Below are 14,914 nucleotides of genomic sequence, written 5' to 3'. Positions count from 1 at the left end.
CAAACTAAACCGGCCAAGCTCGCGCGGCCTGCAGTTCGTGGGCAGCGAGCGCGGCGCGAACTCTGGTAGGTGTCGAGGCTCAATGGCTATCCGTGCTGGTCGACCCAAGCAAGAGCCCACTCTAAACCGGCACTCTGAGCATCATCCTCTGAGACAAACGTCCCTATGACGCCAGAGGACTCAATGAGCCGATTATCCCGGGTGATAGTACCGCTCGCAGCATAGCGGTCGGGGGCAAGAAGTTCGTCTTGTTGAGCAATTGCATGCCCCCATAGCACGTAACCTTTATGGGTAGCCTGTTGCATCGTCTTCATGTTCCTGTAAGGGTAATGTTATCACCATAAGCTAGCACTCTTGGTGGGGATTCACCAGATGACCGTCAGCGCCCGGGCGCCATATTCGACCACGTGGCGCTAAATTTCCTAAAATTTGGTTTTCCTGCTCGGATGGTGGCTACTCGAAGGAGGAACATGCGTCATGAGCAAGTCCTGAGCTGGACAAACATTATGGATGTGCGAGGTGGGACGTTTGCCTCGCAGTTGTCTGCCATTACAAGTTCTATAAGCACTATGCAGGATACAACCATAAATGTCTTTGTTGGCGGGAGACGTACCCGGTCGTGACAGTTGGTGAGTCTAGGCAGGGGGCAATCCTCCAGGATGGATGGCGGCGTGGTTTGTGCTACTCCGTCGGAAAGCGGCATTTCGGGAGATTGCGCAATGGTCACTCCTCGCGATACGACATCGTTACCTTTCTCGCGCTACCGAAAGCGGAGGGATTTCACAATCACGCCCGAGCCGGAGCCTGCCAATTCGAGCGCAGCCGTAAATCAGAGCGGCTTGCGCTTCGTTATCCAAAAGCACTGGGCGAGCCGGCTGCACTACGATTTCCGCCTCGAACTGAATGGAGTGCTTGTGTCCTGGGCGGTGCCCAAAGGCCCTTGCTATGACCCGAAGGCCAAACGGATGGCTGTACATGTTGAGGACCATCCTGTTGAATACGCGGGCTTCGAAGGCACGATTCCGGCGAAGCAATATGGCGCAGGCGATGTGATCGTCTGGGACCGTGGAACCTGGGAAGCAGTGGGTGACGCTCAGAAGGGCATGGAGGCAGGCAAGCTGGTTTTTCGGCTCCATGGCGAAAAGCTGGCTGGGTTATGGGAACTGGTGCGTATCTCGAAGCCTGATGATAGGCAAAGCCAGTGGATGTTATTCAAGAAGCGAGACGAGTGGGCGCGCTCACTTGTCGAATACGACGTCATCAAGGCGCTGCCGGACAGCGTCGTTGGCCATCCGCTGGGACTCGTCGAAGAGCGCGAGCCGAGGGCACCGCGGGCGGTGCCGGCCCCGCACCGCGATGAATTAGAAATCGACTGGTCGGCAGCCGTGCGTGTGCCGATGCCAACGATGCTCGAACCCCAGCTCGCGACTCTCGCGACTTCGCTGCCGACGAGTGGCGACTGGATAACGGAAGCGAAACTTGATGGCTATAGACTTTTGGCACGTGTCGAGAAAGGGCGCGTGCAGATCATCACTCGCGGTGGTAATGACTGGACAGCGAAGTTTCCAGCGCTCGCGAAGGAGATTAAAGATCTGACCGACAAAAGCGCATGGCTGGACGGTGAAATTGTTGTGCTAAAAGACGGGATACCAAGCTTTGCTGCGCTCCAGGATGCGATAGCCGGGCGCGCTAATCAGGACATCGTTTATTTCCTTTTCGACCTGATGTACTTCGACGGGGAAGACTTAAGGAACGTGCCGTTGTGGGCGCGTCGTGCGCGGCTCGCGCAACTGATCGAAAGCGCTGGAGAACAGCTTCGTTTCAGTCAGGATTTCAAGGCACCGCCGGCACAGGTGTTCGAAGCCGCGTCGGGGCTGGGTCTCGAAGGGTTGATGCTTAAGAAGCGCAATGCCCCCTACGAATCTGGGCGGACGCAGACCTGGTTGAAGGCGAAATCGCGGCTTCGTCAGGAACTGGTCATTTGTGGCTTCACGGCGCGCGGCGGCAAGGACGGAGAGATTGGCAGTCTGTTGCTTGGATACTACGCCGGCGACGAACTGCACGACGCCGGCAGCGTTGGCACAGGTTGGGGCTCGCGAACCGCGCAGGAAATCTGGAAACGCCTTGTTCCACTGGAGGTGGATAAGGAACCGTTTGACGTCGCACACACCAAACCGCGCCGTTGGTCTCGACGCGCAGCGGGCAGCGAGCGCTGGGTTAAGCCGATCCTGGTCGCGGAAGTCGAGTTCGCACAATGGACGACGGACGGGGTCATCCGGCAGGCGTCGTTCAAGGGACTGCGCATGGACAAGCCCGCGAAGAGCGTCGTGCGGGAAGGCGGCAAGACGCAGGAACCAAAACTGCTCTCGCAACTCAACATTACGCATCCGATGCGGGTCATCGATGCGGCGAGCGGCATCATGAAGGTCGACGTTGTTCGCTACTACGCGAGCGTCGCAGAGCGGATGCTGCCGCATTTGAGAGGCCGCCCCGTTGCCCTGGTTCGCGCGCCTTCGGGAGTCGCTGGCGAGCTGTTCTTCCAGAAACATTCTGAGCGCACCGGCATGCCTAGTCTGACGATTCACGAGCGCGACCTGTGGCCGAATCATCCGCCGTTACTAAGCATTGATACCGTCGATGCGCTGTTATCGGCTGCGCAGATGAATGCGGTCGAATTGCATACGTGGAATTCGACGGTGCGTTGTCTGGACAAGCCCGACAGAGTCATATTCGACTTGGACCCAGGCGAGGGCGTGAAATGGGGACATGTACAGGAGGCGGCATTGTTGGTTCGAACGCTTCTGTCGGAACTGAAGCTGAATGCCTGGATAAAGACAAGCGGGGGGAAAGGTCTTCATGTCGTTGTTCCGCTGACGCCGCGGTTGGGGTACGAGCAAGTGAAGGCATTCTCGCAGGCGTTTGTTCGACACATTGTGAAGATGATTCCCGATCGGTTCTCTGGTAAGTCGGGGCCGTCGAACCGTATCGGCAAGGTGTACGTCGACTATCTGCGTAACGGGATGGGGCAGACAACGGCGGCGGCTTTCTCGGCTCGCGCTCGCCCTCACATGGGCGTCTCGATGCCAGTTTTCTGGGAGGAGCTTGGTGATTTGAAAAGCGGGGCGCAATGGACCGTGCAAACAGCGCGCGAGTATCTAAGCTTCCAGACTCAGGATCCGTGGGCGGATTACTGGTCATCCCGACAGACGTTGTCCGTCGCAATAAAGCTACTAAAATGATTTGATCACAGGGCTGCCGAGGCACGGAGCTTGCACCGAGCTGTGCGATAGCGTTCCCGCGAGGAGATAGTCATGCCTGCCCGTTCAATCGCTTCCCTCTCGCTCTCCTTCGGGCTTGTATCCATACCGGTGAAGCTTTACACGGCAACAGAGAGTTCGTCCGACGTCCGCTTTCACATGCTTGCGCCTGACGGCTCACGCGTGAAGCAGCAATATGTATCCGAGAAGACAGGGGGCGTTGTTGAGCGCTCAAGCATGAACAAGGGCTACGAGTTCGAAAAGGATCGGTTCGTTGTTTTCACCCCCGATGAGCTTAAGGCACTAGAGGATGGCGCTAGCCATGTTGTCGAAATCATGGCGTTCATTCCTGAGAAGGCTATCAATCCAGTGTTCTACGACAAGGCCTATTTCATCGCGCCGGACAAGCGCGGAGGCAAGCCCTATAGCCTGCTTCAGAAAGCGCTGGCCGTAAGCGGGCGCTGCGCACTCGCCAAATGGGCGTCGAAGGGTCGCACGCGAATCGTGCAGGTGCGTCCGGAAGAAGACGGTCTTGTGTTTCAGCAACTTCTCTATGCAGACGAGGTTCGTTCGTTGAGTGATCTGCATATTGAACATATTGAGGTCTCTGCTTCGGAACTCAAGCTCGCCCTGCAGATAATTGAGCAGGGAGCTGAGGAAAATTACGACCCAGCCGCGTACGAGGATGAAGAGAAGAAGCGCGTTCTCGCGGCCATCGACGAAAAGATCGAAGGCAAGCAGGTTGTGACGCACGAGCCGGCAGAAGCGACTGCGGCTGGCGGCCAGGTCATCGACCTCATGGACGCACTGCGCGCGAGTCTGAAGGGCACGGCAAAGGCGAAGGCCGCTGCGACACCCGCGTCGAAGCGCAAGGCGGCAGAGCCCGTCGCTGACATTTCGGCAGTGACAACACGAACTCGCAAGCCAGCCGCTCGCGCTGCGAAGACGCCTGTAGACGCGCCAGCAAAGGTCCGGGCTCGCAAGTGATATCCAAAGCAGTCCCTCGGGAGATATCGACGCGCGAGCTGCAGACTATGCTTGGCGTTTCCAGGCGCGTTGTATCGGGTCTTGTCGCCGCGGGATTCGTGACACCCTCGCGCGGGCCGCGCGGGGAATATCGGTTCACTTTCCAGGAAGTGGTGCTGTTGCGCACGGCGCTGCAGCTGCGCGTTGCACGCATACCGCCGCGCAAAGTGATCCAGGCACTCTTACGGCTGAGGGACGAACTGCCTGACGAATTGCCCCTGAGTGGCATTCGCGTGTCGGCCGTCGGCAATGACGTCGCTGTTAGAACTGGCCCGTCGCAATGGGATGCCATTACGGGCCAGATGCTGCTTGACTTCGAGGTTGCGGAAATCAAGGGCGATGTCGCGTTTCTCGACACGGCGCCAGCACCACAGGACCTCGCTCATCAGGCAGAGGAATGGTACGACCTCGGCGAGCAGCTCAGGGCCTCCGACCTCGATGGTGCCGAGCGGGCCTATAGACGCGCAATCGATTTATCTCCGCAGCCGTTCTATGCGGCTTACGTCGATCTAGGCGCATTGTTGTGCGAACGAGAACATCGCTGCGCGGATGCGCTACAGGTTTTCGACGTCGCGTTGGAGCATTTCCCCGAGGACGCTGCACTTCACTTCAATCGTGCAATTGCGTACGAAGATCTGGGCCAGCTAGGTGCTGCAGAAGAGAGTTATCGACGCTGTCTCGAGCTTGAGCCGTCCTATGCCGATGCTCATCACAATCTGGCGATGCTGCTCGAAAAGCGCGGTGACCAGAAGGGTCTCGTGCGACATTTCAACGCCTACAGGCGACTAACGACTTAAACAGATTGCGCCGCGCTCTCCCGGCAGTAAGTCTAGGGATGCACGGCACAGTCCGCTGCAGTTAAACCGGCTGGATGTTCGAAGCCTGCTTGCCTTTGGGGCCTTGTTTCACTTCAAAAGTGACCTTCTGTCCTTCCTGAAGCGACTTAAATCCTTTGCCTTGCACTTCGGAGAAATGAGCGAAGAGGTCCTCGCCACCATCGTCCGGGGTGATGAAGCCAAAGCCCTTCGCGTCATTGAACCACTTCACAATACCCGTTGCCATTTTCTTGGAGCCCCTGAAGTTAGCCGGGTTTGGCGCGCTTCTCGCCAAACCCGGAAGTCGTTAGATCGCAAAATTTAGCGCAAACATGTGTCATGAGCAACCCTCAGGCTTAATTCTCAGGTGTGAGCGCGAAATGTGAGTTGCCACCTCCGAATTTGGCTGTGTGGACATACTGACGCTCCCGCCGCGGAACTGTGCTCAGATGACCACGCTGGTCCGTGATATGCGTCATGCATGAACCGAGATGCCTTGACTCTTCGACGTGGCGGCTTTGGTCAGCTTAATCTCGGCAACCCGACCACTATGGGGCCGGAGGTCGGGATTCGTTGGGGCGGGCAGGCGCGGGGAGTGTCGAAGTCCACGATCGGGGTGAATGCAACCTTGGTACCCGTCTATGGGAGATCATAAAAATTGTCTGATTTTTTGCTAAATTCGGTATTCTTTTAATTCGTTGTTTATTGCGCGAGTGCGATCGCTTTTGTGGGCGATTGTCAAGTCAGTCGTTTGCGATCAGCGCACTGGGCACCACATCAAAGGCGAGCGAGTCAAGTGCGTACGTGAGCGCCGCCGATACCCTCGGTCTGACCGCGACTCACTTTGTGACCGACCATATTGCAATCGAAGGCGCATTCCTCCGCGCATGAAACTGACGGGCACCGGCATGGTCGGGGATAGGCCAGTTAAGCAAGGCGTATGAGTCGAGCCCGACGCTGCTCGCAAAATACTACTTCAGTGACGCGAAAATTCGCTTTCGCCACTATGTAAGGGGCTGGCGGTGCATATGTGTGCTACAGCGGCGTCAAACTGAGCGGTGCCATGTCCAGTAGCAGCTTTCTTTGTTCGCCCAAATACCAATCGGCGCTTGAGGGTCCCACCACTGCGAAGCTCAGCAGTTGATTCGCTCTCGTGCTGAATGCGCGTTTGGTCTACAACATTAACGATCACTGGTCGCTGAATGCATTCGGTTTCGTATATGTGGTTGTCGGCGCGTGTCATCTTGACTATTACGAAAAACCTGACGTCAATTTCGTTTCCTCGCGCAATTCTGTGGTTGCATGCTTGTGAGCCGCTTGTCTGGACACCGCTGTTGCCTTCTGATGCACACCCGCAGCTATGACGCCGGAATGATAGGCCGGAGGAACCGGAGGCGTGATCACGCAGCGATGCGTGTCAGGGTTTCACGGTATGCCACATTCCTTTGAAGCCATCGCCGTTCATCTGCCCAGGCTGTTTGTCCTGCGCGAAGCGATACAGAGGATGGCCCTTGTAGGTCCATTGATTTTTTCCGTCACTGGTTGCGATAAAACCCCAATCGCCGTTTGCCTTGTCATATGAATCCGCAATGGCGGCGGGCCACATTGCGGCACAGGCTCCTGCGCAAGCGCTTTTTCCGGGAACGGTGTCCTTGTCAAAGGCATACAGCGTCATGCCGTCTTCGTCGACCATCATTCCATGCGAAAGCTTTGGGGTTTCCGCGAACGACGCGACGGGCAAGGCGAAAGCAATAAGGCATATCAGGGCGCTTTTCATGGTCTTTGTCCTTTTAGGGAGAAGGCTGCAACGTGACCGCATGGCTGGACGACGTGCAGAACCGACCAGACCCTGTAACGTATCCTGGCTGTAGGGATCCACACGGCCTTATCGACTAAACGATCGACCTGGAAGTCTTATTCCATAATTCATAAGAATTCTATCGTCACTGGCCGACTGCCTTCCGAGAATGAATTCGATTCAGCGCTTTGTAGCGCCAGTGATAGTCGCGCCAGCACCGTACCGGCTTGCTCAGTACGATTGCATATCTTCCACACGATGCCAAAGTCACGTCCACACGTATATAAATGCTTCCTGCTTGCGTAGTTCTGCCGTGCAGGGAGATTTCCGGCTATCAACGGATATCTGAATTCCGCGAAGGGCAGGCATGAGGCTTGCCGCGTCGACAAATGAACTATCAGCTGGATGTGATTGCAGCGTGTTCGCTTGCACGTGGCGTAATCGTTTGTGCAACGAGGGGGAAATGTTGACAGGGGGAATTGAGGTCGAGCACGAGTCCGACTTCTCGGTCAAGAGATCACCTGAGCGAGCGACTGTAGTTGAAGGCATATCACACGTGTATGGCGCGATGCGGTGTCGATGATGCCAGGAGAGCTCGTTGGCTGCTTGAAGCTAAGCCCGGCGCCAGCGCATGCCGCATCCTTATTGCCGGCAACGAAACAATACACATGGATGAGAAAGGTAGATGAAGTTTGCTAGCGAACACAACTATGCTTCGCAGAGGAATTTTCGGTGTCACGACATCAGTTGTACATGGCATTCGACCGTGTTCGATTCTCGTTGATAAACGCGATGAAGCCCAACTCAAAGTTCTATCTTCGTTCGATACAAAAACCGCAGGATGAGATGTTCTGAAATGTGCGGAATCGAATAGAGTGACTAATTAATCGTATTAGAATTCGTATGTGCGAAACGTATACATCATGTTATTGTCAATCTTCATTCAGAATACGCTCATTGAACGCGGTGGAAAATTGTGACAAGTGGCACGTAAAAGATACGTTTTTGCCATGTTCAAATAACTCGGTTTTTTATCGGTCTGAAACGGTCAAGTATGGCAAGAGATAGTGCTGGTGAGGCTCTCGGGGCAAGAGGTTGAACCTGTTAATAAACGAATAGGCCCAGACGCTATTTTTTGTGCATCAGACTAGTTACGTTTTAAAAATTCTCGAATCTGCATTAGGAAAAGTGTGTATCAATTTGAATTCAAATAACTTCTACTGCTGAGTCGTCTTCTGAAGCGGCTGCAACGCCATTTTCGATGTTGCATTTGAGAAACATTAGGCGCAGGTGAAAGCGTTTACAGATGCGAACGCATGCCCATCGATAAAAAATTTCCTTTTTAATTCAATGCATTGTGTGCGTGGCACTGCCTATGCATCTGGGGCGGCGGATTGGCGCACGTTGCCAACCCACCCCCCAGGCTCAACAGGAGGTTCCTATGCGCAAGACAATACTGGCGTCCGCTGCGATCCTCGTCTTTGGCTTCAGCGGCTACGCAATGGCAAACCCATGCCAGGACGGCTCTTCGTCCTGTAATCAAAGCACCGATATCGGATCAAATTCGTCGAGCATTAGCGCGTCGTCAGCGCAGCAGAGCACCACAGGGAGCAACGCGAATGAAGGTGGAATCGCGGACGCTTACAACAGCACGAAGGTTGTTGCACTCAGCAGGCTCGACGGTGCAGTGTCCGGCGTCTCGGTTTCTGGCATTGGTAACGTCGCCCAAAATTGGGGCAATGCCAACGGTGGTAAGGGCGGTCGTGGCGGAGACGGCTACGGCTTAGGCGGCACGGGCGGCAATGGTGGCTCCGGCACCGGCGGCAGTGGCGGCAGCGGTGGCAGCGCGAGAAACGGCAGCGCGACTGCAGGTGCCTCCACGAATGGCAGCGCTACGGCAGGTTCCGGCTACGCTGCTACGGGTGCCGATGGCGGTAATGCTTACGCTCATACCAAGGGCGGCTCTGCCGACTCCTCTGGCGGCAACGCAACAGGCAAGGGTGGTGGCGCAACTTCTTACTCGGTCGGTATGGGTGGCGGTGCCAGCGGTCGCGGTACGGGCAGTGGTTCGGGTTCTGGTTCGGGTACTGGTGGTGCAGGTAGCTCATCAGCGAGCTCTGGCACGGCTGGCCTTGGCGCGAGCACGGCTACCAACACAGGGGCAGGCAGTGGTGGCGCCGGGTCCGGTTCCGGCACGGCCCTCGGTAGTGGGAGCGGTAGTGGAACCGGTGGGGCAGGCTCGGCCGGCACAGCGACGGCTTCCGGCGGAGCAGGCTCGGGGACCGGCGGAGCAAGTTCGTCCACCGGTGGTGGTGGTGGCACGGCAACGGCTAATGCCGGCAACGGCGGTGCAGGCGGTTCTGCAGTTGGCGGCAGCGCCTCGAACGGCAGCTCGTCGACGTCCGCCAGCAACGGCAGCGCAACCGCTGGCAGTGGCGCGCTCGGTGCAGCAGGCACAGGCGGCGCGGGCGGAACCGGCAACGGTGGCACTGGCAACGGTGCAGTTGGCGGCGCAGGTGGCGCAGGCGGAGCTGTAACTGTCGATGCAGGCACGTTCAATATGTCGAACACTATGGGTAGTGCTGCGTCAGGAGCAGCAGGCATCACGGTGATGAGCCAGAACAGCGGTATGGCATCTCTGATCCAGCAGGCCGTGACCGTTCAGGCTAATCTGACTGTCGGCCACTAGACGGTGTCGAGCCTGTTGAAGTAGGTCGTGCGATTTGCCGTGAGGTACGCAGTTTTTCCTCACGGCAGTCGCTCCGTTGCCATGCGGATGCGGTTAGCCTGAATTCGCCGAAACTGGCGATATAGTTCGCATGACGAAGCACTCAACCATCAAACCTTCTGTGCTGCTTTCATTGCATCGCACAGAGGGCAAGGAGCCCGCCATGCAAGCGCAAAAATGGTTTGCGCAGCTGGTCACGCCTTTTGCTGTTGTATTGTCCGGTCTGATTCCTCAATTGGCCGCCGCCGAGACGCCCGAATCCCAGTCACCGCCTGTAGCCTCGAATTCCCATACGCCGAGCGCAGTGCTTGTTGGCGCGGCCAGCGCAAATCTTGCGGCTGTGGATAGTTCCTCACCGATTGATCAATCGGCGCAGACGACGTCATCGACGCCTACGCAGCCTTCCGATGCACGCTTTGGCGTTGCGTTGAATTCCGATCGGTTAGACGACCTGCGAGGCGGTGATGCGCTGATTGGACAGAACTTTCTGAACGGCACGGTTGCGGATAACGTGGCGAACCGTGTGGTGACGGGATCGAACACGATTAGCGACGGATCGTTCTCGAGTTCAAGCGGCTTGCCGACTGTCATCCAGAACACGGGTTCGAACGTGCTGATCCAGAACGCGACAGTGCTGAATGTGCGCTTCGGGAACTAGGCGATGAAGAACGCTGCTGCGCTTCTCGGCATCGCATTGAGCAGTTGTTTGCTGGTTGCCCGTGCCGACCCCATTGACGTCACTGACCCGTCGGGCGGGTATTACTCGTTGCATGTGACGAGCCTGAAAGAAGCCCGATTCAAGCGGACCATCAGGCAACAATATGACTTCAGTTGCGGTTCCGCTGCAGTGGCAACGCTGCTGACATATCAATACAATTATCCGGTGACCGAGCAGCAGGCGTTCATTGAAATGTTCCAGCGCGGCAATCAGGACAAGATTCGCCGGGAAGGTTTCTCGCTGCTTGATATCCGTACTTTCCTGATGTCGCGCGGCTTTGAAGCCGATGGCTATGAAGTGCCACTTGAAAAGCTCAACCAGACGAAGACGCCCGCGATCGTCCTGATCGTGGAACACGGCTATCATCACTTCGTCGTCGTCAAGGGAGTACGCAACGGCCGCGTGCTGGTCGGTGATCCCGCCACCGGCACTCGCGCGATGTCGCGGGAAAGTTTCGAGCAAAAGTGGCAGGACCACATAGTATTCGTCATTCACAACAGGCATCAAATGGCGAGCTTCAACGATGCTCGTGACTGGCATGTCGCGCCCGAGGCGCCGCTTTATACCGGCATTCCGCATGACAGCCTGTTCAACGTAGTCGTACCGAAACTCGGCCCAGGCGAATTCTGAGGATAACGATGAAATCCGGACACCTCAAACTGGCCGGCGTTGTCACAGTATTCTGTGGCAGCATGTCTTCGCTCGATACATGGGCCGCTGCAGGCGATTCGCCGACAATCGCGACTGGTGAGGTCACGACAATACAGAGCGAGCCGAAAGACTCGGCGTATGTGTATGTAATAGATGACGAGGTCCGGCCACAGCAAAACGTCGTGGCAACGGAGTCCCAAAACCCGCCAGACGCGATGCAAGTGGATGAGGCGGATGTTGTGACGCCAGCCCGTGAATCCCGCGCGGAGGCTGCCGATTCGTCGTGGGGGGCTGCGGATCTCGTCGCGGTGAGCGAGAGCAGGCTGGACGACATGCGCGGCGGCTTCGACTTGCCGTCCGGTCTGGTTGTATCTTTCGGCGTATCGCGGGCCGCGTTCGTGAACGGGAATCTCGTCGCGCAGACAAGCTTCAACATTCCGGATATCGCCAACATGACGGCTCAGCAGGCGCAAATGCTCGCGAGTGCGAACACCGGAGCACTTCTTCAGGTCGGACCGCATAACTCCGTGCAACAAGGGGCGCTGCCGGCTTTGACTGGCTCGGTGATACAGAACTCTTTGAGCGACCAGCAGATACAGGCGCTCACAACGATTAATGCGGGCGTCAACTCGCTTGGCGCGTTCAAAGCGATGAACTTCCTGTCGACAATGAATAGTGCGCTCGCCGGCGCAGTCCGTCCTCGCTAGTCGTGGTGGCGTGAGTGTCGAATAGGTTAGAAGGACATCGGCACACGCAGCGTGAGCGTGAGGTCCGGTGTGTCGCGTGTGAGGCCGGCGCCGATCGAGAAGTTGAGCGTGGTCTTCGGTGACAAGCGGTATGAATAGCCGATCAGAAGCGTAGCGAGTACGACGCGCACGGAGCCGGGAACAGTTTGGCCGTTCTGGGAGGTTGGCAACACGATGCTCTGGTCGTAGCCGATGCTCACCGATGCCTTCTCGTTCAAGGAGAGGCCCATGCCAATATTGAATCCCCAGATATCGCCCGGCTGGATCTTTCCAAGGGCCTCGGTCACTCCGTTGAGCAGCGTGAGACTTTCGTCCTTCCCGAAACTGTGCAGGTAGCTGAAATTGCCGAAGAACACGACCGGATCGGTGGGGAATAGCCAGGTGAGGCCTGGTTGGACCGCAAGGAAACCCGAGCCGGTCGGTTGCTGCAGCGGCAAGCCTGTATTGGCAGTCGTGCTTGCAACACACGACGCGACACAATCCGTTACGACGTCGAACGGGCTCTTGCCGGTAGCCGTCTTGAAGCGTAGCCAGCCAACGTAGTAGAACTTGTCCGGACCACCTTGATTGAACTGATAACGCAGCGTCATTTCGACGTCGCCGATGTCGTGCCCGCTGCTGCTGATTGTGGTGTTTGCAGCCGTGCCAGCGAAGGGCTCGCGCGTTACAACGTCGTTGGTCTGATACACGTACGGGACACGGACTTCGAACTCCAGGCGGTTTGTAATCCCGTAGCGGAATGCGACGCCGCCGGTCAGCGTCGTAGTCTTCACCTCATTGACGTTGATTAGCCCGATCAGGAGCGCAGGAATGATCGTGTACCCAACGAGCGAGATCTGGTTTTGCGACGCATAGCCAAATTGGAAGTACGGCTCGACGACGAACGAATGACGTGGCGTGAGCACGCCGGGCTGGTCGAAGATTGGCGCAACTGCAGGCGGGTGCGTGTCCGCGATGGGGGCCTGGCCGACCGGCGTGGTCGGGGTGGCTTGCTGGGCTGAGTTGTTGGCATTGGAGCTTGGATTCGGGTCGCTTTGTGCTGCGGAATCGGCCTGCGCAGCCTGCACGGCGGCGGTCGCGCCCCCCTCAGCAGCAACGCCCACTGGCATACCGTTGGCATCTGTGCCGCCTGTGGCGCGCTGGGTGTCAAGCTGGCCAGCATTTAGTCGGCGGCTGAGTTGCTGGAAGTTTGCCTCTTCGTCGGCAAGCTTCTGCTTGAGTGCTTCGAGTTCCTTGAGGCGCTGATTGACTTCGTTGCGTAGTGCTTTAATGTTTGCCTGGTCAGTGTCTGCGGCCTGTGCTTCAAGCGACTGTCCATATGATTCGACGCTGCACGCCAAAAGCGCAGCGTAACTAATGGCGCGTACCTGTCGAAATCGCATGCACTTCATGGGGATCTCCATGTCAGGCTTGCAGTTCTACTTCTAATCACCTTGAAAACAGGCCAATGCCAGCGACCAAGTACGCTATGCGCCAAGCGTGGGGCAGATGCAAGAATCCTGAACGGATGTCGCTATGTACCGACGTCCAGGAACGCTCAACCTGGCGTGCGAATCCAGCGTCAAATAACCCGTATCTCGCTAACAGGATGCTAGTGCAGGAGCGATCCAATTTCCAGCATCCTCTTTCCCTTAAGGTATCAGCAATTCTCCTGTTCGCGAAGCTGCTGACACTCGTCGCCACGGCGTACAAAGATTCAGCCAAGAGCAAGGCCAAGGAACCATTTAGCGCATTGTTGGCAGGTATCTGTATTGTTCTTATGCGTCTGGTGGTGCAACTGTTGCCGGCGTGCTAGGAATGATAGTGCCATGATGGCGCAGAACAAGCGTGGTCTTTACATGTGAGGGTTGGCCCGCAGTTTCGCGGATCAGACGATGCTTCAACCCTGATGGCCACATTCGTTAGGAGCTTCTGTGGTGAGTGTCTGAAGAAAAGGGATTGGTAAATCGCACCAACTATGTGAAACATGGCGAATGAAAGCGAACCTTCGAAGTGTGCCGCACTCTGCTATACGGTCAAAAGCAAGCCATTTGCGACGCGTTCAGGATAATTTTTCGGTAACCTGGGTCGAACAATTTTTGATATGGATAGGATCACTTATTCTGAAGACAAATAGGTAAGTCTGGAGAAATCTATTGGACTAGGTGTTTTTTCATCCAATTTTGCTTATTTTAAGTGGCATACTTTGTCTGGAGATTCTGAGGCGATCCAATGTCGGGATGCCGGATTCGAGGACTGTTGCGTTGTTAGTGGTCTATGTCTTTTCTAGAAACAACATGATGTTGAGTGCCCACGAAATCTTCACCTCGGCGACGCGCGGCTGGGTGCAATCGGACGTGCACACTGAGTGTGGCCACGTTCAGGGATACGTGGTTTGCATGCCGGCTATATTTGTGCTTTGCGCTGCCCGCGGTGGCGGGCAGGGTCAGTGCTGCAGCGGAGGCTAGTGTGGATGAGACCTGGATGGGAATAGCAGTGGGCTCCATCGTGTTTGTCGCCGTAGTGGTTAGCGTCACAACACACTATCGGCGAGAAAAGCGCCGAGCGGAACTCCTTCGCAATCTCGACCACCATGAGTGGTGGCAATGGAGTCGCCCGCGCCGCTGAATCCTGATACAGCAAGTCGCCCTGTGGGGATCGCAGGCTAGCCAGCAATCGCAGACTGATTGCAAGAACTTGCTGAGTCACCGTCTGCGCGAACGCATTCCGGTTCACGAATGAGCCTTTGTCTCCGGCGCGGAAGCAGGTCGCGTTTGCGATGTTTCAGGTCGGCTAAAGCGCGACATCGGGGTCTTTGACTGACACAACTTGAGCGTTTCTAAGAGCGCCTCGGGCAAGATAATTAGGCTAGACGATGAGACGACGTTGACGACAAAGCCGTTTCCCGTCCTGTATTAAGCGCCCCTTTGAAACCGCATCCCTATTTGGCCTAATTGAAGCCCGTGACACACATCATCGAAACGTCTTTCTCGGTGAAAGTGAGAAGCGGATCATTGCGTATCCAGATTGCATACCTCGCGATGATGTCAAGGCCGCCCGCAACGCCGACGGTCCCTCCGACCGTATTGAAAATCGTTTCGAGTTCGGCAACTTTAACACCTCAGTTTGCGCAGAACGCCATTGGCGCACACCAAGTGCAACGCACACGTTGATTGCCAAAAGACGCCGACGCAAG

11 protein-coding genes are annotated in these 14,914 nt (G+C 56.5%); 7 read left to right on the top strand and 4 right to left on the bottom strand.

Going from position 1 to position 14,914, the window contains the following annotated elements:
• Nucleotides 1-86 precede the first annotated feature (86 nt).
• Nucleotides 87-305: a hypothetical protein gene (locus U5A67_RS38155; RefSeq protein ID WP_321818744.1), complete on the bottom strand. Its 219-nt coding sequence runs from the start codon at nt 303-305 to the stop codon at nt 87-89.
• Nucleotides 306-719: 414 nt separating this feature from the next.
• Here U5A67_RS38155 and ligD point away from each other — a divergent pair, with 414 nt between their 5' ends.
• The 3 genes from ligD to U5A67_RS38140 all read left to right on the top strand — a co-directional run bounded on the left by ligD (nt 720) and on the right by U5A67_RS38140 (nt 5,080).
• Complete coding sequence (gene ligD / locus U5A67_RS38150) at nt 720-3,239, top strand: DNA ligase D (RefSeq protein WP_321818734.1); 2,520 nt, start codon at nt 720-722, stop codon at nt 3,237-3,239.
• Nucleotides 3,240-3,311: 72 nt separating this feature from the next.
• Nucleotides 3,312-4,244: a Ku protein gene (locus U5A67_RS38145; protein WP_321818735.1), complete on the top strand. Its 933-nt coding sequence runs from the start codon at nt 3,312-3,314 to the stop codon at nt 4,242-4,244.
• Between the two features lie 47 nt (nt 4,245-4,291).
• A complete protein-coding gene (locus U5A67_RS38140; protein WP_321818736.1) occupies nt 4,292-5,080 on the top strand; it encodes a tetratricopeptide repeat protein in 789 nt (262 codons plus the stop codon).
• Nucleotides 5,081-5,141: 61 nt separating this feature from the next.
• Here the strand turns inward: U5A67_RS38140 and U5A67_RS38135 are convergent, their stop codons facing one another.
• Entirely contained in the window at nt 5,142-5,345 is a 204-nt protein-coding gene (locus U5A67_RS38135) for a cold-shock protein (protein ID WP_321818737.1), read from the bottom strand.
• Between the two features lie 1,170 nt (nt 5,346-6,515).
• The gene (locus tag U5A67_RS38130; protein WP_321818738.1) at nt 6,516-6,875 is read right to left on the bottom strand and encodes a hypothetical protein; all 360 of its coding nucleotides are present in this window, start codon (nt 6,873-6,875) and stop codon (nt 6,516-6,518) included.
• Nucleotides 6,876-8,337: 1,462 nt separating this feature from the next.
• On the opposite strand from U5A67_RS38130, the gene U5A67_RS38125 reads away from it, so the two are divergent.
• From U5A67_RS38125 to U5A67_RS38110, 4 genes are all read left to right on the top strand, one after another.
• A complete protein-coding gene (locus tag U5A67_RS38125; RefSeq protein WP_321818739.1) occupies nt 8,338-9,585 on the top strand; it encodes a hypothetical protein in 1,248 nt (415 codons plus the stop codon).
• Between the two features lie 202 nt (nt 9,586-9,787).
• Nucleotides 9,788-10,282 (top strand): hypothetical protein, encoded by a 495-nt coding sequence (locus U5A67_RS38120; protein WP_321959811.1) that lies wholly within the window; start codon nt 9,788-9,790, stop codon nt 10,280-10,282.
• Nucleotides 10,283-10,285: 3 nt separating this feature from the next.
• Nucleotides 10,286-10,972: a C39 family peptidase gene (locus U5A67_RS38115; protein WP_321818741.1), complete on the top strand. Its 687-nt coding sequence runs from the start codon at nt 10,286-10,288 to the stop codon at nt 10,970-10,972.
• Nucleotides 10,973-10,980: 8 nt separating this feature from the next.
• On the top strand, nt 10,981-11,700 hold the full coding sequence (locus U5A67_RS38110; RefSeq protein ID WP_321818742.1) for a hypothetical protein: 720 nt from the start codon (nt 10,981-10,983) through the stop codon (nt 11,698-11,700).
• Nucleotides 11,701-11,726: 26 nt separating this feature from the next.
• On the opposite strand, the gene U5A67_RS38105 is transcribed toward U5A67_RS38110, so the two are convergent.
• Nucleotides 11,727-13,130 (bottom strand): acetate kinase, encoded by a 1,404-nt coding sequence (locus U5A67_RS38105; protein WP_321818743.1) that lies wholly within the window; start codon nt 13,128-13,130, stop codon nt 11,727-11,729.
• Nucleotides 13,131-14,914 lie beyond the last annotated feature (1,784 nt).

It is taken from the genome of Paraburkholderia sp. J69-1, from assembly GCF_905220255.1.
Taxonomy (GTDB): Bacteria; Pseudomonadota; Gammaproteobacteria; order Burkholderiales; family Burkholderiaceae; genus Paraburkholderia.
Note: the sequence above shows the minus strand (reverse complement) of the source record. Positions and strands in the feature narration are given on the sequence as shown.